Here is a 20139-nt window from a genome sequence, read left to right on the forward strand (position 1 = left end):
CTGAGCGGCTATGCCGCTTCCCCCCGAGGGGGACGGCATCTTCGCTGCGAGGCGGCTCTTGCTCGATGCCTCTGACTTGAAGCATGCCTCATCAAAAAAGCTGCCAGTGCTTATGAATAAAGCGCTGGCAGCTTTTGTTTTTGCAGCGTGCTTCAGATGATCTGGGGTTGCAGGCGGTGTTTGAGTTGTTTGCGGCGCTGCGCTTGTTTGAGCTGCAATGCGCTGCGCCAGACGACTACCGCGCTGACGGAGCCGACCAGCATGCCGGCCAGAACGTCCGAAGGGAAATGCACACCGAGCACCACGCGGCTCAGTGCCACGCTGGTGGCGAGAAGCCATGCGACAACGACCAGCCAGCGCTGGTGTCTGCCCACGCCCAGATTGATGCCCTGCGCCAGGGCAAAGGCGCCAGCGGCATGCATGCTGGGAAAGCTGGCGCTGGCACCATGTGCTATCCACTGCATGCCCATGCCCAGTTGCGCAGGTCTGGGCATGGGCAGGCCCCAGCGAATCAGACGGCAGGCCAGCCAGGCGCAGGCCATGGACAGCAAGGCCAGTTGCAGGCTGCGCCGCCAGCCCTTGCCAAGCGCCAGCATGGCAGCAATCACGGGCAGGGCGCACAGGCCGGGCAACCAGTTGGAGGCAAAGCGCGAGGCCTGAATCCACCACAGCGGGCTCTGGGTGGTGGCATTCAGAAAGTGAAATACGGGGGCATCGAAGAGCAGCATGAATGACCTTTGCGTGTGCGCAGCGTTCAGTCCGAGGCCAGCAGCTCGTCGGGAGGCAGGGCTGCATCCGCCTGTGCCTGGCGTGTCAGGCGGCGGGTGGCCAGCAGATCGCAAAACCAGCTGGCCGTCCAGCAAAGCCAGGCGGTCCACAGGGTGTGGCTCATGAAGTGGGCGCCGCGCATCTGTTGCGCCAGGCCCAGGGCAAAACCTGCGGCCATAGCTGCGGCCAGCCACAGGCGTGCTGCACGCGGCAGATCGTGACGCAGAGCAAAGTAGCCGCTGATGAAGGCAAAGCCTGCCGAGGCATGACCGGCCGGAAAGCAGTGGCCGCCGCCGCCATCCGTGACACCCCAGGCCCAGTGCGAGACATAGTGGCCTACACCGCCGAAGTCGGCGAGGTCCCAGGGGCAGCTGGTCACGCTGATGCGTTTCATCAGCGCCATGATGATGAGCGAGACCAGTGCACCCACCACCAGTTGTATCCGGCGTGGGTAAGGCACTTTTCGCATCCAGCCGATGGGCCACCAGATCATCAGGCTCAGCCCCAGCACGACGCCCCAGGCCAGTTTGCGTGCACCTTCATGGGCAATGTTGACCATGAACCAGTCATTTTGCAGGGCAAAGCCCTGGCTGCTGCCAAACCAGTGCGCCATGGGCATGTCCAGGCCGCTCATGTCCCAGGCCAGTACACAGGCCAGGGCGATGACAGTCCAGCCCAGAAGGGCTGGAGAGGAGGCGGCGCGAAGAGGTGGGTAAGGGATCGAGGGGGCGGACGACTTCATGCCCGCCACGATAGAAAGCGCTGCTTAACAAGCGCTTAAGAGCACGCTCAGCCCTGGGCCGCCCATGCGCCGCGCAGGCGCTTGAGATGCGGCACGACGCGCAGGTGACGGCGGCGGCGCAGCTGGAAGGCGATATGCCAGACGATGAGAGCGCCGCTGATGCCTACCAGCGCGCCGGCCATCAGATCGGAGGCAAAGTGCACCCCCAGATGGACGCGGCTCCAGGCAATGCCGATGGCGGCTATCCAGGCCAGCCAGACCAGCGGCTTGCGGTGGCGGGTTGCGCCCAGGCTGAGGGCCATGGCCAGGGCAAAGGCTCCGCTGGCATGCAGGCTGGGAAAGCCGGCACGTCCGCCATGCTGAATCCATAGCGTGCCCAGATTGAGCTGGAACGGGCGCGGGGCCGGGAAGCCCCAGCGTATGAGTCTGGCGATCAGCCAGGCCGTGGCCATGGACAGCAGCAGCATCAACATGGTGCGGCGTGTTGCCGGTGAGCCAAACACCAGGGCGATGAGGACAAGAATGCCGCTGAGATTGGGCAACCAGGCCGAGAGTGCACGTGCCAGCTGGATGCTGAACCAGTGCGTCTGGGCATCGGCATTGAACAGCGCAAACAGAAATGGATCGAAGAAGAACATGAAGGCGCTGCGGCAGATTGCGGCAATGGAGGGTGGCAGATGTTAAAGCGAAATCCGCTCTTGCGGATGTCAAGCCCATGCGCAAGCAGGGGAGGTGGGCGTCGGCGTTGACCAGCCAGTTGAGCGGATTGCGGATTGCCGCGCACAATGCGTGCATGCGAATTCTGGTGGTCGAAGACAACGAAGGCATTGCAGCAGGGCTGCGAGCCAATCTCATGCAGCGCGGCTATGCGGTGGACGTGTGCACCAGCGTGGCCGAGGCCTGGCATGCCCTGAGCACCGAGCGCTTCGATGCCGTGTTGCTGGACCTGGGTCTGCCCGATGCTGATGGCAGCGAGGTCGTGCGCCGCCTGCGCCTGCAGACAGGCCGTCCCGGTGTGCCGCAACTGCCGGATCCGGCCACGCCGGTGCTGATCCTCACGGCACGCGATCAGGTGCAGGACCGGGTCGCGGGGCTCAATCTGGGCGCCGATGACTACCTGGTCAAACCTTTTGACATGGACGAGCTGGAGGCACGCTTGCGCGCCATGATGCGCCGCGCGGCCGGTCAGGCATCGCCGGTGATCCGCCATGCGGATCTGGAGGTGGACCCGGCTGCCCGCACCATCAGGCAGGCGGGGCAGAAGGTGGAGGTTTCACCGCGCGAATTTGCCGTGCTCTGGGCCTTGCTGCTGGCGCGCGGGCGGGTGCTGTCACGCCCGCAGATCGAGGAGCATCTCTACAGCTGGGGCGATACGGTGGAGAGCAATGCCGTCGAAGTCTATGTCCACCATCTGCGCAAGAAGCTGGGCCAGAAGATCATTGTGACCATGCGCGGCGTGGGCTACTTCATGCCGCAGGAGCAGGAATGAAGGCCATGCCGCAGACCGGCATGCGCCGCAGCTCGCTGCAGCTGAATCTGCTGGCCTGGATGCTGGGCGCGCTGGCGCTGGTCTGGGGCAGCTTCGTCATCTGGGGTTACCAGACCGGGGTGCACGAGGCCGACGAGTTGACCGACGGACACCTGGCCGGAGTGGCTGCGCTGACCTTGAACTGGCATGTGCAGGACGATGTGCCGGCCGGAGAGACCACGGCTGTCCAGCCGCCTGCAGGCCTGCACGCCCACGACTATCAGGAGTCGCTGAGCGTGGTGCTCTGGAATGCGCAAGGCCTGCTGATCTCGCGCACCGGACAGGCGCCTTTACCGGACTTCGGCATCGAGCAGGGCTTTGCCACGATTGGTGCGGATAAACGCCAGGCCTGGCGCAGCTATACCCAGTGGAGTCAAGATAGAAAAGCCAAGGTCACGGTGATGATCGACCTGGCCGAGCGCGACAGTCTGGCCGACGACATCGCCATGCAGATGATTGAGCCGGGTTTCTGGCTGCTGCCCGTGATAGTGATTGCGCTGGGTGTTGCCATGCGCCGCGGCATGCGTCCGCTCAATCAGCTCACGCAACGCGTGGAGGCACTGGATCTGAGTCGTGACCAGCGCCTGTCCGACGCCCATGTACCGCGCGAGCTCTCGCCCATGGTCAGCTCCATCAACACCTTGCTCGACCGCCAGCAGCAGGCACTGGAGCGCGAGCGCAATCTGGCCAATGAAGTGGCCCATGAACTGCGCACGCCGCTGGCATCCATCGTTTTGCAGGCCCAGGCACTGAAGTCGGGGGGGCAGACCGATGCCGCTGTCATGCAGGCCGCGCTGCAGCGCATCGGTCAGGACGCACTGCATGCCGGCCATGTGCTCGATCAGTTGCTGACCCTGGCCAGAGCCGGACGCGGCATGCTGGATGCGCCTTTGCAGACCGTGAACTGGGCCGATGTGGTGCGCAGTGTGGCGGCGGCACAGGCTCAGCATGCCTGGCAGCGCGAAGACATGATCTCCGTGGATGCCCCGCAGGAGCTGCCTGTGCGCGGCAATGCGCTGCTGCTCGATTCGGCCCTGCGCAATCTGGTGGAAAACGCCGTGCGCCACACGCCGGGCGGCACACAGATCGAGGTGCAGGCCGGTCTTGATTCGATCCGGGCGCTGGCTTGGGTGCAGGTCTGCGATGACGGCAGGCGTGATGCTGCACCAGAGCATGTACCGCCCGCGGACAGTCTGCATCTGGGCCATGAAATCGTCAGCCGTGTCATGCAGGCCCATGGCGGGCGCTTCATGGTGGCCGAGGCACCGCAAGGCTTCACCACCTGCTATCGCATGGAAATACCGCTAGCCGGTTAAAATACCCGGTTACTAAGCGGTTACAGAAGCGTGGCCGCTGGTCTTTCCCCGGGCCACAGCTGTCGTGCGGCGCACTGCAGTGATTCATCGCCGGGGGCGTTGCCTCTCAAAACTTTGAACGGAACCCACCATGCCTTTGATCTCGATGCGCGAAATGCTGGACCATGCTGCTGAAAACGGCTATGGCATCCCCGCCTTCAACGTGAACAACCTGGAACAGGTCCAGGCCGTGATGTCGGCGGCTGACGAAGTCGGCGCGCCCGTGATCCTGCAGGCCAGCGCCGGTGCCCGCAAGTACGCCGGTGAGCCCTTCATCAAGCACCTGATCCAGGCGGCTGCCGAGATGTATCCCCACATTCCCCTGGTGATGCACCAGGACCACGGCACCACGCCTGAAGTCTGCCAGGGCGCGCTGAATCTGGGCTTCGGCTCGGTGATGATGGACGGCTCGCTGATGAGCGACGGCAAGACCCCTTCGTCCTTCGACTACAACGTGGACGTGACCCAGAAGGTGGTGGCCATGGCCCACCAGATCGGCGCCACCGTGGAAGGCGAGCTGGGCTGCCTGGGCAACCTGGAAACCGGCGAAGCCGGCGAAGAAGACGGCATCGGTGCCGAGGGCAAGCTGGACCACAGCCAGATGCTGACCGACCCCGAAGAAGCTGCGGTGTTCGTCAAGGCCACCCAGCTGGATGCGCTGGCGATCGCCATCGGCACCAGCCACGGCGCCTACAAGTTCAGCCGCAAGCCCACAGGCGACATCCTGGCCATCTCCCGCGTCAAGGAAATCCACGCCCGCATCCCCAACACCCACCTGGTGATGCATGGCTCCTCTTCCGTGCCCCAGGAGCTGCTGGCCATCATCAATCAGTACGGCGGCAAGATGAAGGAAACCTACGGCGTGCCCGTGGAAGAAATCCAGGAAGCCATCAAGTACGGCGTGCGCAAGATCAACATCGACACCGACATCCGCCTGGCGATGACCGGCGCGGTGCGCAAGTTCCTGGCCGAGAACCCCGACAAGTTCGACGCCCGCGAGTGGCTCAAGCCGGCCCGCGAAGCGGCCAAGCAAGTCTGCAAGGCCCGCTACATCGAGTTCGGCTGCGAAGGCCAGGGCGGCAAGATCAAGGGCTACAGCCTGGAGCAAATGGCCAAGAAGTACGCCGCCGGCGATCTGGCCCAGCTGGTCAAGTAATCTCAAGTTTGATAGCTTTCAGTGCTTTGCCAGTAGGCGCTGAAAGCTGAAAACACTCAAAGCCCGCAGTCTGTTGCCTGCGGGCTTTTTTCATGGGTTTTGACTTCTGTTACCAAGGTGACTAGGCTTGTTTCCTAGGGTTACTACAGTATCGAACGACCGTGCTTTTTATCACAATGGCCGGATCAGACGATAAGACACGGAGACAGAAGAATGAGTGACCGTCCTTGGCTGAATGCTTATCCAGAGGGAGTTCCTGCGGACATTGACGCGTCCCAGTATTCATCGCTGGTGGCCTTGATGGAGGAGGCATTTGCCAAGCATGCCGACAAGGTGGCCTATTCCTTCATGGGCAAGGAGCTGAGCTTCGCCCAGGTCGATGCGCAGAGCAAGCTGTTTGCCGCCTATCTGCAAAGCCTGGGACTGCAGCGCGGCGACCGCGTGGCGCTGATGATGCCCAATATTCCTCAGTACCCGGTGGCCGTGGCCGGGGTTCTGCGTGCCGGCTATGTGCTGGTCAACGTCAACCCGCTCTACACGGCGCGCGAGCTCGAGCATCAGCTCAAGGATTCGGGCGCCAAGGCCATTGTCATCATCGAGAACTTCGCCAAGACCCTGCAGGACGGCATGCATGGCAGCGCCGTGCAGCACATCGTGCTCTGCGCCATGGGCGACGAGCTGGGGCTTTTGAAGGGCATGCTGGTCAATTATGTGGTTCGCTCCGTCAAGAAGTTGGTGCCGCCCTTCAGCCTGCCCGGCGCCGTGCGCTTCAAGGACGCACTGGCCAAGGGGCGCGGTGCGACCTTGAATGCGCCGGTGCTCAAGGCCGACGACATGGCGCTGCTGCAATACACGGGCGGCACCACGGGCGTGAGCAAGGGGGCCGTGCTGCTTCACCGCAACATCATCGCCAACGTGCTGCAGTCCGAAGCCTGGAACGAGCCCGCCATGAAGAAGGTGCCGGCCGGCGAACAACCCACCAGTATCTGCGCGCTGCCGCTCTATCACATCTTCGCGTTCACGGTGAACATGATGCTGGCCATGCGCACCGGCGGCAAAACCGTGCTGATTCCCAATCCGCGCGATCTCAAGGCCACGCTCAAGGAGCTGTCCAGGCACCGTTTCCACAGCTTTCCGGCCGTGAACACCTTGTTCAACGGACTGGCCAACCACCCCGACTTCGGCACCGTGGACTGGAGTCACCTCAAGGTCTCGGTGGGCGGCGGCATGGCCGTGCAGAGTGCCGTGGCCGAGCTGTGGCTCAAGAAGACCGGCTGCCCCATCTGCGAGGGCTACGGCCTCTCGGAGACCAGCCCTTCGGTGACCTGCAATCCGGTCACGGCCACGGCTTACTCGGGCACCATCGGCGTGCCCCTGCCCAGCACCTATGTGAAGCTGGTCGGCAGTGACGGCCAGGACGTGAACGAGCCCGGCCAGCCCGGCGAAGTCGCCGTGCTGGGCCCCCAGGTCATGGCCGGCTATTGGCAGCGCCCCGACGAAACTGCCAAGGTCATGACGGCCGATGGCTACTTCCTCACCGGCGACATCGGCACCATGGACGAGCGCGGCTTTGTGAAGATCGTCGATCGTAAAAAGGACATGGTCATCGTCAGCGGCTTCAATGTCTACCCCAACGAGGTCGAGGACGTGGTCTCCAACTGCCCCGGCGTGCTGGAGTGCGCGGTGGTCGGCGTGCCCGACGAAAAGTCCGGTGAGGCCATCAAGCTCGTCGTCGTCAAGAAAGACCCGGCACTGACCGAGCAGGCCATTCGCGATTACTGCCAAGCCAATCTGACCGGCTACAAGCGTCCGCGCCACATCGTCTTTCGCACCGATCTGCCCAAGACTCCCGTGGGCAAGATCCTGCGCAGGGAGCTGCGCGACGCCTGAGAGTTTTCATCTTGTCCTTCAAGGCGAGTTCACAGGAGCGCTTGGCGCTCCTTTTTTTTGCGCCTTTTTTCAGCTCGCTGCCTGTGCTGGCCGGGGCGAAACGTCATGCCCAAACCGGTCTCCACCGCACCGACAAGGAAATGTGCTTGTTGATATCGGGCAAGTCTTCTTATAATTGTTTCGCCAAATGAACCTGGTTTTATTAGTAAAACAAAAAGCAGATCGCTTTTTGTGTTCACCAACGGTTTCAGGAGAGACATATGAGCGAGATCGCACAAGACAACAGCGCCCGTACTTGGGATCGCCCCGAGGGCTCCAGCTTTGAAGACTGGATGAGCACACGCATTGCACGCTTTGCCACGCGCAAGTACGACTTCGATGCCCTGAAGTTCCAGGCCGACTTTGATCCTAAATACCGCCGCGGCCAGATGCGTTACATCGGCACGGGCGGCACGGGCGTGGCCTCCGACAGCAACACCATTCCGTCGGAAAACTTCACCTTCTCCACCATGGTGATTCCTGCCGGCCATGAAGGCCCTTCGCATCTGCACACCGATGTGGAAGAAGTGTTCTTCGTGATGCGCGGCAAGCTCAAGCTGGTGCTGGAAAAGGACGGCGAGCGTTTCGAGACCATCCTGACCGATCGCGATGTGGTTTCGGTGCCGCCCGGCGTGTACCGCGAAGAGATCAATGTCGGTGATGAAGATGCGCTGATGTGCGTGATGCTGGGTGCCAAAAAGCCCGTCACCCCGACCTATCCGCCCGAGCATCCTCTGGCCAAGATCAAGCGCTGAGCTTCGTCATGCACGAGGATTTGCTGTCGCTGAAACTGCAGCTGCTGCAGACCGGTTTTCCCGAGCGACTGGTGAAGCTTCCCCAGGGCGTCCAGGTCGCCTGGCGCGAGGCAGGCGACGCCAGCTCCGACTTCGCGGTGGTGCTGCTGCATGGCATCAGCTCCGGGGCCGCATCCTGGCTGGATGTGGCGCTGCAGCTGGCTGACAAAGTGCGTGTCCTGGCCTGGGATGCCCCCGGTTATGGCGTGTCGACGCCGCTGGCCCAATCGGCGCCTGCCGATGCCGACTATGCGCAGGCGCTGGCCCAGTCGCTGCTTGTGCTGGGCGTGCGGCGCTGCATCCTGGTCGGGCACTCGCTGGGCGCCCTGATGGCGGCCAGGCTGGCGCTCATGGCCGCGCCGGGACTGGTCGAGCAACTGGTGCTCATCAGTCCGGCAGGCGGCTACGGCGCGGCGGCCAAGGCCGAGCAGCAAGCCAAGGTGCGCGAGGGCCGGCTGGCGGCTTTGGCCGACAAAGGCGTCGCCGGCCTGGCGGCCGTCATCGACCAGCGTCTGGTGTCTTCCGGGGCGCCTGAAGCCGTGCGTGCCTGGGTGCGCTGGAATACGGCGCGCATGCAGCCGCAGGGCTATGCGCAGGCGGTCGAGTTGCTTTGCGGCAGCGATCTGGCACAGGCGCAGGGCAGGCTGGGCATGCCGGTCGAGGTTTGGGTCGGCGAGCACGATGTGGTGACTACACCTGCAGCTTGCAAGTCCTGGTCTGAGTTGCTGGGCGCGCACTACGGTACGCTTGCGGCTGCCGGTCATGCTTCACCCGTGGAACAACCAATGGAGGTCGCGCATAGGCTGGCATCTTTGTTGAACCAAAGCTATTGCCCCAATACCAGCTGATTGCTATGAGCGAAACCCCTGAGATTTCAACCAACGAACAAGACCGTTACACCGTGCCCGCTCTGGATCGAGGGCTGCGCCTGCTGGCCTGCTTTGGTCCGACGCAACCGGTCTGGAGCGCGCCCGAGCTGGCGCGCAAGCTCGAGCTGCCGCGCTCCACGGTGTTTCGCATGTTGACCACGCTTGAAAACTCGGGGTATCTGCAGCGCAGCGGAACCGAATACCGGCTCGGTCTGGCCGTGCTGCGCCTGGGCTATGACTATCTGTCCACCCAGCCGCTGGCGCAACTGGCAGAGCCTGTGCTGCAGGCCTTGTGTGATGAGCTGGGCATGACCAGCAATCTTGCATTGCGCGACGGCACTTCCGTGGTCTATGTGGCGCGCGTCACTCCGTCCGGAGCATTCCAGGGTGCGGTGCGCGTGGGTTCGCGTCTGCCGGCGCATGCGACGGTGCTTGGACGAGCCCTGCTGCATGACATGGATGGCGCGCAGCTGCGCTCGGTGTTCGGCGGCGAGGAACTGCCCCAGTTCTCCGAGAGCACGCCGCGCAATGTCGACGAGCTGCTGCGTCTGCTGGCCGAGGATCGCGTGCGCGGCTATGCCATGGGAGAGGGCTTTTACGAGCCTGGCGTTTCCAGTATTGCAGCGCCGGTGCGCACCGCAGACGGGCAGGTGGTTGCGGGGCTGGGTATGGCCATTCCGTTTACCGAGCTTGGGCCCGAAAAAACCCAGCTCTGGGTGCAGAAGGTGCTGGAGGCGGCAGAGACTCTGTCGGCTCATTTGCGCCAGCAGCACCCGGACCATTTGCGCTGACCCAGATCACGCCGGGCCAGCGCATTTTTCAGGAGTCTAGAGATGAAAAATATTGCTTTGATTGGCTGCGGCGCGATTGGCTCCAGTGTTCTGGAGCTTTTGAGCGGAGATACCCGGTTGCAGGTGGGCTGGGTACTGGTTCCCGAGATCACGCCAGCCGTGCGCGAGACGGCTGCCCGCCTGGCGCCACAGGCGCAGCTGCTGCAGGCCTTGCCCAGCGATGCGGTGCCGGATCTGCTGGTGGAATGCGCAGGCCATGCCGCCATCGAGGAGCATGTGCTGCCGGCGCTGGCGCGTGGCATTCCTGCGGTCATCGCATCCATAGGCGCCTTGAGCGCACCGGGCATGGCCGAGCGTGTACAGGCTGCGGCCGAGGCCGGCAACACACAGGCCCAGCTGTTGTCGGGCGCCATCGGCGGCATTGATGCCCTGGCTGCGGCGCGTGTCGGCGGCCTGGAGACGGTGGTCTACACGGGCCGCAAGCCGCCCAAGGCCTGGAGCGGTACCCCGGCCGAGCAGGTCTGCGACCTGGACAGCCTGACCGAGGCCTTCTGCATCTTCGAGGGATCGGCGCGCGAGGCCGCGCAGCTCTATCCCAAGAATGCGAATGTGGCGGCCACCTTGTCGCTGGCCGGACTGGGGCTGGACAAGACCATGGTGCGTCTGTTTGCCGATCCTGGCGTTCACGAGAACGTGCACCAGGTCGAGGCCCGAGGCGCCTTCGGCGCCATGGAACTGACCATGCGCGGCAAGCCGCTGGCGGCCAATCCCAAGACCTCGGCGCTGACGGTGTACAGCGTCGTGCGCTCGGTGCTCAACAACGTGGCGCCGCTGGCCATCTGATCCGGCGCCAGGCCAGGGGCGCCATGCGCGCCACCGGCCCTGGCACCTCTCTTGCTTGTTGCTGAAACCTGCACGCAGACCTTTCCCACATCAGCATGGTGTCACGCCTGTGCGAATATTTCCTTGCGCATCATCAAAGGGGCTGCGCATCGAACCTCGGCCGGCTTGACATCTCCTTCCTCTGGAACCCTCATGCAACGCTCCGACTTTCTCAAATCCTGCCTGGCGCTGGCCAGCGTCCTGGCTCTGCCCGTCGCCCATGCGGCGACTGCCACCGAGCAGCTTTCCGCCGCGCAGTTCACCGTCATCGCGCCTTTCCCTGCCGGCGGTCCTGTGGACATCCTGGCGCGCATTCTGGCGACCGGCCTGACCGAGCATTACAAGCAGGCCGCCATCGTCGATAACCGTCCCGGTGCCAGCGGCAATATCGGCATAGACATGGTCAAGCGCGCCAAGCCCGACGGCCATACGCTGCTGGTCGTGCCGCAGGGCAATCTGACCATCAATCCGACGCTGATGCCCAAGCTGCCCTACAGCGTGTTCGGCGACTTCGTGCCCGTGGCTTCCATGGGGCGCACGGCCAATGTCATTGCGGTCAATCCGCAGGTGCCGGCCAAGTCGGTTCAGGAGCTGGTGGCGCTGTCCAAGGCCAAGCCCAACTCCATCAGCTACGCTTCGCCCGGCGTGGGCTCCAGCCTGCATCTGGCCGGCGAGCTGTTCAAGGACAAGTCGGGCGCGGACATCATGCATGTGGCCTACAAAGGCTCGGCCCAGGGCGTGACCGATGTGCTGGGCGGAACCATTCCCATGATCGTGGCCAATCTGCCCACCGTGCTGCCACATTTGCAGTCGGGCAAGCTGCGCGCTCTGGCCGTGACCGATGGTTCGCGCTCGGGCTTTTTGCCCAATGTGCCGACCCTGGCCGAAGCTGGCGTGCCGGGGATTGCCATTTCCTCCTGGTATGGCGTGCTGGCTCCGAAGAACACGCCTGCAGAGGTGGTCAAGCAACTGGGCGAGGATATCGACAAGATTCTGAAGACCCCGGCAGCACTGAACCAGCTCAAGGCACAGGGGATGACGCCCTGGGTGGTCAAGGGCGAGGCCTTCGGCGAGCTGATCCGCAAGGAAACCGGACTCTGGGCGCCCATCATCAAAAGTCATGAGATCGAGGCGCAGTAGGCCCTCGTGCTCTAATCGCGCCTCTTGCGCATCCCCCAAAAGCGGCCTGGTGCCGCTTTTGTGCTTTCCTTGTACTTTCTTTTGTGCTTTCACCAGGGCCGCCCGGCCCATGTTCCGGAGTATCCCCATCCATGACGCTTGCCATTCTCAGCGCTCTTGCCGAAGAACAACACGGCCTGGTCGACGCCATGCAGGGCATGCAATGCCTGCGCCATGCCGGGCGCGACTTCTGGCTGGGCCGCCTGCACGGGCATGAGGTGGTGTGTGCGCTGTCGGGCATCGGCAAGGTGGCCGCTGCCACCACCACCGCCGCGCTGATCGAGCGCTTCGGCGTGCGCGGCATTCTGTTCACCGGCGTGGCCGGTGGCATCGGCGCGGGCGTGAACGTGGGCGATGTGGTCATCGCGCGGACTTTCCTGCAGCATGACATGGATGCCTCGCCGATCTTTCCGCGCTGGCAGTTGCCCGGCTACGGCTGCAGCACCATGGCCTGCGACGCGGCGGCGACGGACAGGCTGGTGCAGGCTGCCGATTCTGCGGTTCGCTCCGGCATCGTGGCTTCATATGCTTCGGCTCGCGTCCATCAGGGCTTGATTGCCAGCGGCGATCAGTTTGTCAGCTCGCGCCAGGCCAGCGCCCAGCTCAGAGCCGATCTGGAGGCTGCCGGCCACGCCGTGCTGGCCGTGGAGATGGAGGGCGCCGCCGTGGCCCAGACCTGCCTGGATTACGGCACGCCGTTTGCCGCGATGCGAACCATCTCGGACAGGGCGGACGACAGCGCCCATGTGGACTTCTCGGATTTCGTGCGCACGGTGGCAAGCCGCTACGCGCAACGCGTGGTACTGGACTTTCTGCGCCAGACACCGGCGAAGAAGCAGGCTGTTTGCTAATCTTTTAGTAGCTGTAAGCTATTGATAGATATGATTTTTAAGGTGTTTTAAGTCTGAAAGTATTCATTGATAAGCGCTATAAGCTATTGATATTGATGACCTCTGATCCGGTCCACCGATAGTTCGGATCGGATACCTTTTGTTGCCCCGTTTTCCTTTCAACCGCGCTTGTCGCGGTTTTTTTACGCCCGTGTGTCGCTGTGGGGTGGGGACTACGGGTTTCTCCGGGTATTGACTCAAAAGAAGGCTCACTAAACTGCAGACTTGTTTCAAGAAAAAAGTGTCATTTCATATTTGAAACAAACAAGGTTTAAGATGACCCTCAACACCATGCCTTCCACCGGTCAGCTCGCTGGGCGCCGGATTCTTGTGACCGGCGCTGCGCGCGGCCTGGGTTTTGCTTTTGCGCAGACGCTGTGCCAGCAGGGGGCGCAGCTTGTGATGGCCGATCTGCGCGCTGAATTGCTGAACGAAGCCGTTGCCAAGCTGCGCGCCATGGGCTTCGAGGCTCACGGCGTCGCCTTTGATGCGAGCAACCCGGATTCCATCGAACAGTGCGCACAGCAGGCCGTGCAGACCCTCGGCGGCCTGGACGGCCTGGTCAACAACGCGGCCGTGACGGACTCCGGCGGCAAGGGCATGGACGACATCGCCCTGGAAAAGTGGGATCAGGTGATGAACGTCAACGTGCGCGGCGTCTGGCTGATGACCCGTGCCTGCCGCCCGGCTCTCAAGGACAGCGGTCGTGGTGCCATCGTCAATCTGGCTTCCGACACTGCCATGTGGGGCGCTCCCAACCTGATGGCCTATGTGGCCAGCAAGGGTGCCGTGATGGCCATGACGCGTTCCATGGCGCGCGAGCTGGGCGCGGATGCGATCACCATCAATGCCGTGGCGCCGGGCCTGGTGCTGGTCGAGGCCACCGAGTACGTGCCCGAGCACCGCCATCGCCTCTATATCGACCAGCGCGCGCTGCAGCGCGAGCAGGGGCCCGAGGATGTCTCGGGTGCCGTGTCCTATCTGCTGTCGGACGGTGCGCGCTTTGTGACGGGGCAGGTGCTGCCCGTTAACGGCGGCTTCGTCATGAATTGATATGGATTACCCCCTGAGTCGCTGCGCGCCTTCCCCCCAGGGGGACGACAGCCTCGCTGCGGGGCGGCCCTTGCTTGCTGTCTCTGGCGACGGAAACGGTGCATGCAGCGGGGGCGCTTCAAGCTTGGGTGCAACAAGCTGGAATGAACCGAAAGTTGGATATGTCTGCTTCCACTATTCCTGAAGATGCTGGTGGCGCGCCGGACGGCGGCTCCGACAAGTACATGGTGCCCGCGCTGGAGCGCGGTCTGCGCCTGCTGCAGGAGTTCGGCCGCGACAACGCCACGCTGGGCGCGCCGGAGCTGGCGCGTCGCCTGCAGCTGCCGCGCGCCACGGTGTTCCGCATGCTCAACACGCTGGAGAGCATGGGTTTTCTGCAGCGCGCTGAGGGCGGCAACGACTACCGGCTGGGCCTGTCCGTGCTGCGTCTGGGCTTCGAGTTCCTGTCCTCCATGGACCTGACCGAGCTGGGCCAGCCCGTGATCGCGCGGCTGTGCGAGGAAATCCGCTTCCCCTGCAACATCGTGGTGCGCGACGGCCGCTCCATCGTCTATGTGGCGAAGGTCACGCCGCCGACGCCGCTGACCAGCTCGGTGCGCGTGGGCACGCGGCTGCCTGCCCATGCCACGCTGCTGGGTCGCATCCTGCTGGCCGACCTCTCGCTGCCCGAGCTGCGTGCCCTCTATCCCGAAGAGCATCTGGAAGGCCATTCGCCCAATACGCCCAGGACCGTGGTCGAGCTGTTCGACCTGGTTCAGTCCGATCGCGAGCGCGGTCATGTGGCTGGTGCCGGTTTCTACGAAAGCTCGATCTCCACCATCGCCGCTCCCGTGCGCGACCACAGCGGCCGCGTCATCGCGGCCCTGGGCGTGACCCTGGCCTCGGCCCAGATCGATCTCGAGCGCCAGACGGAGCTGGTGCCGCGTGTCTGCGCGGCGGCAGCCGAACTGTCGGAGCTGCTCAACTACCGGCCGCAGTCCAGCGCGCAGGTTCTGTCCATCACTTCAAGGCGCGCAGGAGGCGGCCATGCATGATTTCAAACTCGACGCGACAGCCGTCGTCACCGGCGGCTCTTCGGGCATAGGCCTGGCCACCGTGGAGCTGCTGCTGGCCCAGGGCGCACGCGTGGCTCTGTGCGGCCGCAATCCCGAACGCCTGGAGCAGGCCGTCAAGCAGCTGCTCGAGCGCCACCCCGAAGCCCGCGAGCGCCTGTTCGCCCAGGCCTGCGATGTGCTCGATGCCGAGCAGGTGCAGCAGTTCGCCCGCGCCAGCGAAGCGGCTCTGGGCCCGGCTTCCATCCTCATCAACAACGCCGGCCAGGGCCGTGTCTCGACCTTCGAGAACACCAGCGACGAAGCCTGGACCGAGGAGCTGCACCTGAAGTTCTTCTCGGTGCTGCATCCCACGCGCGCCTTTCTGCCGCAGCTCGAGCGCGGCGCGGAGTCGGCGATTGTCTGTGTGAACTCGCTGCTGGCCTCCCAGCCCGAGCCCCACATGGTCGCGACCTCGGCGGCGCGCGCCGGTCTCAAGAACCTGGTGCGCTCCATGGCCACCGAGTTCGCGCCCAAGGGCGTGCGCGTCAACGGCATCCTGGTCGGCCTCATCGAGTCAGGCCAGTGGCGCCGCCGCTTCGATGCCCGTGAGGACCGCAGCCAGAGCTGGGAGCAGTGGAGCGCCGAGCTGGCCCGCAAGAAGTCCATTCCGCTGGGTCGCCTGGGCTCACCCGCCGAAGCCGCACGAGCCATTTTCTATCTCGCCACGCCCCTGTCTTCATACACGACCGGCAGCCATATCGATGTTTCCGGAGGCCTTTCGAGATATGCGTAGCACCCCCTGCGCGGCTTACCTCCTTCTCACCCTTTGTGAGAGGGGCCGCCTAGGCCCTTGCTTGGCATCCCGTGCATGAGTCGCGCCGGCTTCGACCACCAACGAAATTCAGACCAGAACATGACATCCACTGCAAACCAAATCACCGTCGGCGCCGTCGTTGCCGAATTCCTCGAGCATTGCGACGTGAAGGCCGCCTTCGGGGTGATCTCCATCCACAACATGCCCATCCTCGACGCGATGTTTGCTCGCGGCAAGGTGCGCTTTGTGATGGCACGCGGCGAGGCCGGCGCGGGCAATATGGCCGACGCCTGCGCGCGCTCTACATCCAGCCTGGGCGTGTGCATCACCAGCACCGGCCCGGCTTCGGGCAATATCGCCGGCAGCCTGGTGGAAGCCTATACGGCCGGCACGCCGCTCTTGCACATCACGGGTCAGATCGAGACCCAGTACCTGGACAAGAAGCTGTCCTATATCCATGAGGCGCCAGACCAGCTGACCATGCTGAAGTCCGTCTCCAAGGCTGCCTTCCGCGTGCTGAGCGCCGAGACCTGCCTGTCCACGCTCAAGGCTGCGGTGCAGACTGCGCTGACCGCCCCCACGGGCCCGGTCAGCGTGGAGATCCCCATCGACATCCAGCAGGCGCTGATAGACATGCCCGCCGACCTGTCGCCGCTGCCGGTGGCTGTGCTGGCTCCCGGCGAGGCCGCGCTCGATGCACTGGCCGAGCAACTGGCCAAGGCCAGGCGCCCGCTGCTGTGGCTGGGCGGCGGCGCCCGCCATGCCGGCGCTGCCGTGCAGCGTCTGAAGGCCCTGGGCTTCGGCATCGTGAGCACCGGCCAGGGCCGCGGCATCGTGCCCGAGGACGATCCTGCCTCGCTGGGCGCCTACAACATCCAGAAGCCCGTCGAGGCCTTCTATCAGCGCTGCGACGCCATGCTGGCCGTGGGCACGCGCCTGCGCAGCAACGAAACCCTGAAGTACGAACTCAAGCTGCCGCGCCCGCTGCTGCGCATCGATGTGGACGCCGCCCAGCAAGGCCGCTGCTATATGGATGACGGCTTTGTCTGCGGCGACTCGGCCCTGGCCCTGAGCGGCCTGGCCGACCGCCTGGAAGCGCGCGGCTACAGGGCTGATCCCGAGTTGCTGGCCGACCTGCGCCAGGTGCACGACGAAGTCGTGGCCACCATGCGCGACGGCCTGGGCCCCTACAGCGCCCTGGTGCAGCAGCTGCAGCAGGCCGTGGGCCGCAACTTCAACTGGGTGCGCGACGTGACCGTCTCCAACAGCACCTGGGGCAACCGCGAGCTGCGCTTCTTCGAGTCCAACGCCGGCGTGCACGCCACGGGCGGCGGCATCGGCATGGGCATGCCCATGGCCATTGGCGCGGCCATCGGTGCTGCCGAAAGCGGCTCGGGCCGCAAGACCCTGGGCCTGGCTGGCGACGGCGGCTTCATCCTGAACCTGGGCGAGCTCGCCACCCTGGTGCAGGAAGAGTGCGACACCATGATCGTGCTGATGAACGATCAGCGCTATGGCGTGATCCAGAACATCCAGGATGCGTCCTACGGCGGCCGCCGCTGCTATGTGGAGCTGCACACCCCCGACTACGCCCAGCTGTGCGCGTCCATCAAGCTGCCCCATGCCCGCATCAGCGATCTCGAGGATCTGCCTGCGGTGCTGGAAGGCGCCTGGGGCAAGAAAGGCCCCTTCCTGCTCGAGATCGACATGCGCGCCATCGGCAGCTTCAAGACCACGTTCTCGGGCCCTCCGGTGAACAAGCTGGACCAGATCCCGGCCACCACCAAGGCTCAGTGAGCCAGCACGACCAGCAAGAACGAAAGAGCTTCACGATGTCGAACCTAGAACTGCTCCCCATCAATATCGCCGGCGAATGGCGTCTTGGCGGCGGCGACGAATCCGCCACGCTCTACCCCGCGACCGGCGAGGTGGTGGCCCGCCTGCGCGCCCCCAGCCTGGCCGATGTGCAAGAGGCCATCGAGAAGGCCGACCAGGCCTTCCGAACCAGCGGCTGGGCCCAGAAGAAGCCCCATGAGCGTGCCGCCGTGCTGCACCGCGTGGCCCAGCTGATCCGCGAGCGTGCCGAGCCTCTGGCCCAGCTGCAGCGCCTCGATAACGGCAAGCCCATCAGCGAGACGCGCGCCCTGGTGGCCAGCGCCGCCGGCACCTTCCAGTTCTTCGCGGCAGCCTGCGAGACCATGGAAGAGACCATCACGCCCTCGCGTGGCGACTTCATGACCATGAGCGTCTACGAGCCCATGGGCGTGGTCGCGGCCATCACGCCGTGGAACTCGCCTATCGCCAGCGAGGCGCAAAAGCTCGCTCCCGCGCTGGCGGCAGGCAACGCCGTGGTCGTCAAGCCCGCCGAAGCCACGCCGCTCCTGGCGCTGGAGCTGGCCAAAATCTGCGAAGAAGCAGGTGTTCCGAAAGGCATTGTCAGCGTGCTGCCCGGCCGTGGCTCGGTGATCGGCGACGCCATCACCAAGCACCCGCTGGTCAAGCGCGTGTCCTTCACGGGCGGCACTTCCACCGGCAAGCACATCGCCCGCATTGCGGCCGACAAGATGATGCCTGTCTCGCTGGAGCTGGGCGGCAAGTCGGCCACCATGGTGCTGGAGGACGCCGACCTCGACCATGCCGTCAACGGTGTGCTCTACGGCATCTTCAGCTCCTCGGGCGAATCCTGCATCGCGGGCTCGCGCCTGTTCGTGGCACGCAAGCTCTACGGCGACTTCACGGAGCGCCTCACGGCCAAGGCCGCCGCCTTGCGCGTGGGCGATCCGGCCGACGAGCGCACCCAGATGGGCCCGCTGATCACCGCCAAGCACCGCGAATCCATCGAGAGCTATGTGCAGCTGGGCCTGTCCGAAGGCGGCCGGCTGCGCACCGGCGGCCACCGCCCCGAGGGCGCGCTGTACGAGCGCGGCTACTACTACCGCCCGACCATCCTCGAAGGCGTGACCAACAACGACCAGATCTGCCAGCAGGAGATCTTCGGCCCCGTGCTCGTGGCCATGCCCTTCGACGACGAAGAGGCCTTGCTTGAGCAGGCCAACGACAGCGTCTACGCACTGGCTGCCGGCATCTGGACGCGCGACTACAAGGCCGCCTGGCGCATAGGCCGCGCGGTGCAGGCCGGTACCGTGTGGATCAACACCTACAAGCAGTTCTCCATCTCCACGCCCTTCGGCGGCTGGCGCGACAGCGGCCTGGGCCGCGAGAAGGGCCGCCTGGGCATCCAGCAGTACATGGAGCAAAAGAGCCTGTACTGGGGCCTCAACGAATCCCCTTTGGCCTGGGCAAATTAAGGAGCGATCATGAGCGTACTGGGCATTGACGAAATCAGCTACGGCGCCGACGACCTGGCGGCCTGCCGCCAGTTCTTCCTCGACTGGGGCCTGAGCCTGGTCGACGAGCAGGCCGACCGGCTGGTGTTCGAGACACTGAACGGCTGCCGCGTGATCGTGGCTGCCACCAATCACCCTGATCTGCCGCCCGCTATCGAGCCCGGCCCCACGCTGCGCGAGGTGGTCTGGGGAGTGGAAAGCGAAGCAGACCTGGCTTTGTATGCAGATCGCATCCGCGCGCTTCCAGGCTTCGTCCAGGGCAATGGCCGCATCGGCTGCACCGACCCCAACGGCCTGGCCGTGCGCCTGCAGCTCACGCAAAAGCGCGATGTGCAGATGCAAAGCGCCGAGTACAACACCTGGGACCGCAAGGGCCGTATCAACCAGGCCAGCCCGGCCTATGAGCGCGCCCAGCCCATCGAGGTCGGCCATGTGGTGTTCTTCGTCAAGGATGTGCAGGCCTGCGAGCGCTTCTATGTGGAGAACTTCGGCTTTGCGGCCTCGGACCGCTATCCCGAGCGAGGCGCCTTCCTGCGCACCGCGCCCGATGGCGGTCACCACGACATCTTCTTGCTGCAGCGCCCCGACAAGCATGCGGGCCTGAACCATGTGGCCTTCACCGTGCGCGACATTCACGAGGTCTTCGGCGGTGGCATGCACATCTCGCGCTGCGGCTGGGACACCCAGCTCGGCCCGGGTCGCCACCCCGTGTCCTCGGCCTATTTCTGGTACTTCAAGAATCCGGCCGGTGCGCTGGTTGAGTACTACGCCGATGAGGACCAGCTGACTGCCGACTGGCAGCCGCGCGAGTTCGAACCCGGACCGACGGTGTTTGCCGAATGGGCCATTGACGGCGGCCTGGACGGCAACACCCGACGCCAGAAGGGCGTGGGCGCTGCCGACGGCAAGTTTCTGACCGACAAGAAATGAAACACCCTCTGAGCCGCTTCGCGCCTTCCCCCTCTCTCGCTTCGCGGGAGGGGGACAACACCCTCGCTGCGGGGCGGC

The 20139-nt window shown here is 64.4% G+C and carries 20 protein-coding genes; 16 read left to right on the plus strand and 4 right to left on the minus strand.

Annotated elements, in window-relative coordinates; genetic code table 11:
- Window positions 1–152: 152 nt before the first annotated feature.
- From DFO48_RS14220 to DFO48_RS14230, 3 genes are read right to left on the minus strand one after another with little or no spacing between them, the layout of a single operon-like run.
- Window positions 153–728, minus strand: coding sequence for a phosphatase PAP2 family protein (locus DFO48_RS14220; RefSeq protein WP_114863781.1), 576 nt, complete (start codon window positions 726–728; stop codon window positions 153–155).
- A 26-nt stretch (window positions 729–754) separates the two neighbouring features.
- Entirely contained in the window at window positions 755–1510 is a 756-nt protein-coding gene (locus DFO48_RS14225) for a phosphatase PAP2 family protein (RefSeq protein WP_114863782.1), read from the minus strand.
- Between the two features lie 47 nt (window positions 1511–1557).
- Window positions 1558–2148 carry a phosphatase PAP2 family protein gene (locus tag DFO48_RS14230; RefSeq protein WP_003072465.1) on the minus strand — a complete coding sequence of 197 codons (591 nt, stop codon included), beginning with the start codon at window positions 2146–2148 and terminating at the stop codon, window positions 1558–1560.
- 155 nt (window positions 2149–2303) lie between these two features.
- Between DFO48_RS14230 and DFO48_RS14235 the strand changes: the two genes are divergently transcribed.
- The 4 genes from DFO48_RS14235 to DFO48_RS14250 all read left to right on the plus strand — a co-directional run bounded on the left by DFO48_RS14235 (window position 2304) and on the right by DFO48_RS14250 (window position 7439).
- Complete coding sequence (locus DFO48_RS14235; RefSeq protein ID WP_034347967.1) at window positions 2304–2999, plus strand: response regulator transcription factor; 696 nt, start codon at window positions 2304–2306, stop codon at window positions 2997–2999.
- On the plus strand, window positions 2996–4354 hold the full coding sequence (locus DFO48_RS14240) for a histidine kinase dimerization/phospho-acceptor domain-containing protein (RefSeq protein WP_114863783.1): 1359 nt from the start codon (window positions 2996–2998) through the stop codon (window positions 4352–4354). Before DFO48_RS14235 ends, DFO48_RS14240 begins: the two co-directional genes overlap by 4 nt.
- A 130-nt stretch (window positions 4355–4484) precedes the next feature.
- On the plus strand, window positions 4485–5549 hold the full coding sequence (gene fba / locus DFO48_RS14245; RefSeq protein WP_003072472.1) for a class II fructose-bisphosphate aldolase: 1065 nt from the start codon (window positions 4485–4487) through the stop codon (window positions 5547–5549).
- 213 nt (window positions 5550–5762) lie between these two features.
- Complete coding sequence (locus tag DFO48_RS14250; protein ID WP_003072474.1) at window positions 5763–7439, plus strand: long-chain-fatty-acid--CoA ligase; 1677 nt, start codon at window positions 5763–5765, stop codon at window positions 7437–7439.
- Window positions 7440–7468: 29 nt separating this feature from the next.
- Here the strand turns inward: DFO48_RS14250 and DFO48_RS25170 are convergent, their stop codons facing one another.
- Complete coding sequence (locus DFO48_RS25170; RefSeq protein WP_147282739.1) at window positions 7469–7699, minus strand: hypothetical protein; 231 nt, start codon at window positions 7697–7699, stop codon at window positions 7469–7471.
- On the opposite strand from DFO48_RS25170, the gene DFO48_RS14255 reads away from it, so the two are divergent.
- The 12 genes from DFO48_RS14255 (at window position 7700) to DFO48_RS14315 (ending at window position 20061) form a co-directional block, all read left to right on the plus strand.
- Window positions 7700–8233: a cupin domain-containing protein gene (locus DFO48_RS14255; RefSeq protein ID WP_003072476.1), complete on the plus strand. Its 534-nt coding sequence runs from the start codon at window positions 7700–7702 to the stop codon at window positions 8231–8233.
- An 8-nt stretch (window positions 8234–8241) separates the two neighbouring features.
- On the plus strand, window positions 8242–9120 hold the full coding sequence (locus DFO48_RS14260; RefSeq protein ID WP_114863784.1) for an alpha/beta fold hydrolase: 879 nt from the start codon (window positions 8242–8244) through the stop codon (window positions 9118–9120).
- A gap of 5 nt (window positions 9121–9125) precedes the next feature.
- Window positions 9126–9932: an IclR family transcriptional regulator gene (locus DFO48_RS14265; RefSeq protein WP_114863785.1), complete on the plus strand. Its 807-nt coding sequence runs from the start codon at window positions 9126–9128 to the stop codon at window positions 9930–9932.
- A gap of 42 nt (window positions 9933–9974) precedes the next feature.
- Window positions 9975–10775 carry an aspartate dehydrogenase gene (locus DFO48_RS14270; RefSeq protein WP_003072481.1) on the plus strand — a complete coding sequence of 267 codons (801 nt, stop codon included), beginning with the start codon at window positions 9975–9977 and terminating at the stop codon, window positions 10773–10775.
- Window positions 10776–10967: 192 nt separating this feature from the next.
- Complete coding sequence (locus tag DFO48_RS14275; protein ID WP_003072484.1) at window positions 10968–11954, plus strand: tripartite tricarboxylate transporter substrate binding protein; 987 nt, start codon at window positions 10968–10970, stop codon at window positions 11952–11954.
- Between the two features lie 131 nt (window positions 11955–12085).
- Window positions 12086–12844: a 5'-methylthioadenosine/adenosylhomocysteine nucleosidase gene (locus DFO48_RS14280; RefSeq protein WP_003072486.1), complete on the plus strand. Its 759-nt coding sequence runs from the start codon at window positions 12086–12088 to the stop codon at window positions 12842–12844.
- A 315-nt stretch (window positions 12845–13159) separates the two neighbouring features.
- Window positions 13160–13936 (plus strand): SDR family oxidoreductase, encoded by a 777-nt coding sequence (locus DFO48_RS14285; protein WP_114863786.1) that lies wholly within the window; start codon window positions 13160–13162, stop codon window positions 13934–13936.
- A 161-nt stretch (window positions 13937–14097) separates the two neighbouring features.
- Entirely contained in the window at window positions 14098–14970 is an 873-nt protein-coding gene (locus DFO48_RS14295; RefSeq protein ID WP_199407001.1) for an IclR family transcriptional regulator, read from the plus strand.
- Window positions 14963–15763: an SDR family oxidoreductase gene (locus DFO48_RS14300; protein ID WP_114863789.1), complete on the plus strand. Its 801-nt coding sequence runs from the start codon at window positions 14963–14965 to the stop codon at window positions 15761–15763. Before DFO48_RS14295 ends, DFO48_RS14300 begins: the two co-directional genes overlap by 8 nt.
- A gap of 120 nt (window positions 15764–15883) precedes the next feature.
- Complete coding sequence (locus DFO48_RS14305) at window positions 15884–17581, plus strand: thiamine pyrophosphate-binding protein (protein WP_114863790.1); 1698 nt, start codon at window positions 15884–15886, stop codon at window positions 17579–17581.
- 35 nt (window positions 17582–17616) lie between these two features.
- Window positions 17617–19092, plus strand: a complete 1476-nt coding sequence (locus tag DFO48_RS14310) for an aldehyde dehydrogenase (protein ID WP_114863791.1) — start codon at window positions 17617–17619, stop codon at window positions 19090–19092.
- Window positions 19093–19101: 9 nt separating this feature from the next.
- Window positions 19102–20061 (plus strand): VOC family protein, encoded by a 960-nt coding sequence (locus tag DFO48_RS14315; RefSeq protein WP_003072505.1) that lies wholly within the window; start codon window positions 19102–19104, stop codon window positions 20059–20061.
- Window positions 20062–20139 lie beyond the last annotated feature (78 nt).

This window comes from Comamonas sp. AG1104, assembly GCF_003350425.1.
Lineage (GTDB): Bacteria > Pseudomonadota > Gammaproteobacteria > Burkholderiales > Burkholderiaceae_C > Comamonas > Comamonas testosteroni.

Bases quoted from the DNA above. Each gene is read 5' to 3' on its own strand.
- DFO48_RS14265 (WP_114863785.1), top strand. From the start codon at position 9,126: ATGAGCGAAACCCCTGAGATTTCAACCAACGAACAAGACCGTTACACC.
- DFO48_RS14260 (WP_114863784.1), top strand. From the start codon at position 8,242: ATGCACGAGGATTTGCTGTCGCTGAAACTGCAGCTGCTGCAGACCGGT.
- DFO48_RS14280 (WP_003072486.1), top strand. From the start codon at position 12,086: ATGACGCTTGCCATTCTCAGCGCTCTTGCCGAAGAACAACACGGCCTG.
- DFO48_RS14250 (WP_003072474.1), top strand. From the start codon at position 5,763: ATGAGTGACCGTCCTTGGCTGAATGCTTATCCAGAGGGAGTTCCTGCG.
- DFO48_RS14240 (WP_114863783.1), top strand. From the start codon at position 2,996: ATGAAGGCCATGCCGCAGACCGGCATGCGCCGCAGCTCGCTGCAGCTG.
- DFO48_RS14230 (WP_003072465.1), bottom strand. From the start codon at position 2,148: ATGTTCTTCTTCGATCCATTTCTGTTTGCGCTGTTCAATGCCGATGCC.
- DFO48_RS14310 (WP_114863791.1), top strand. From the start codon at position 17,617: ATGTCGAACCTAGAACTGCTCCCCATCAATATCGCCGGCGAATGGCGT.
- DFO48_RS14305 (WP_114863790.1), top strand. From the start codon at position 15,884: ATGACATCCACTGCAAACCAAATCACCGTCGGCGCCGTCGTTGCCGAA.
- DFO48_RS14225 (WP_114863782.1), bottom strand. From the start codon at position 1,510: ATGAAGTCGTCCGCCCCCTCGATCCCTTACCCACCTCTTCGCGCCGCC.
- DFO48_RS14300 (WP_114863789.1), top strand. From the start codon at position 14,963: ATGCATGATTTCAAACTCGACGCGACAGCCGTCGTCACCGGCGGCTCT.
- DFO48_RS14275 (WP_003072484.1), top strand. From the start codon at position 10,968: ATGCAACGCTCCGACTTTCTCAAATCCTGCCTGGCGCTGGCCAGCGTC.
- DFO48_RS14315 (WP_003072505.1), top strand. From the start codon at position 19,102: ATGAGCGTACTGGGCATTGACGAAATCAGCTACGGCGCCGACGACCTG.
- DFO48_RS14220 (WP_114863781.1), bottom strand. From the start codon at position 728: ATGCTGCTCTTCGATGCCCCCGTATTTCACTTTCTGAATGCCACCACC.
- DFO48_RS14285 (WP_114863786.1), top strand. From the start codon at position 13,160: ATGACCCTCAACACCATGCCTTCCACCGGTCAGCTCGCTGGGCGCCGG.
- DFO48_RS14255 (WP_003072476.1), top strand. From the start codon at position 7,700: ATGAGCGAGATCGCACAAGACAACAGCGCCCGTACTTGGGATCGCCCC.
- DFO48_RS14270 (WP_003072481.1), top strand. From the start codon at position 9,975: ATGAAAAATATTGCTTTGATTGGCTGCGGCGCGATTGGCTCCAGTGTT.
- DFO48_RS14235 (WP_034347967.1), top strand. From the start codon at position 2,304: ATGCGAATTCTGGTGGTCGAAGACAACGAAGGCATTGCAGCAGGGCTG.
- fba (WP_003072472.1), top strand. From the start codon at position 4,485: ATGCCTTTGATCTCGATGCGCGAAATGCTGGACCATGCTGCTGAAAAC.
- DFO48_RS25170 (WP_147282739.1), bottom strand. From the start codon at position 7,699: ATGTCTCTCCTGAAACCGTTGGTGAACACAAAAAGCGATCTGCTTTTT.
- DFO48_RS14295 (WP_199407001.1), top strand. From the start codon at position 14,098: ATGTCTGCTTCCACTATTCCTGAAGATGCTGGTGGCGCGCCGGACGGC.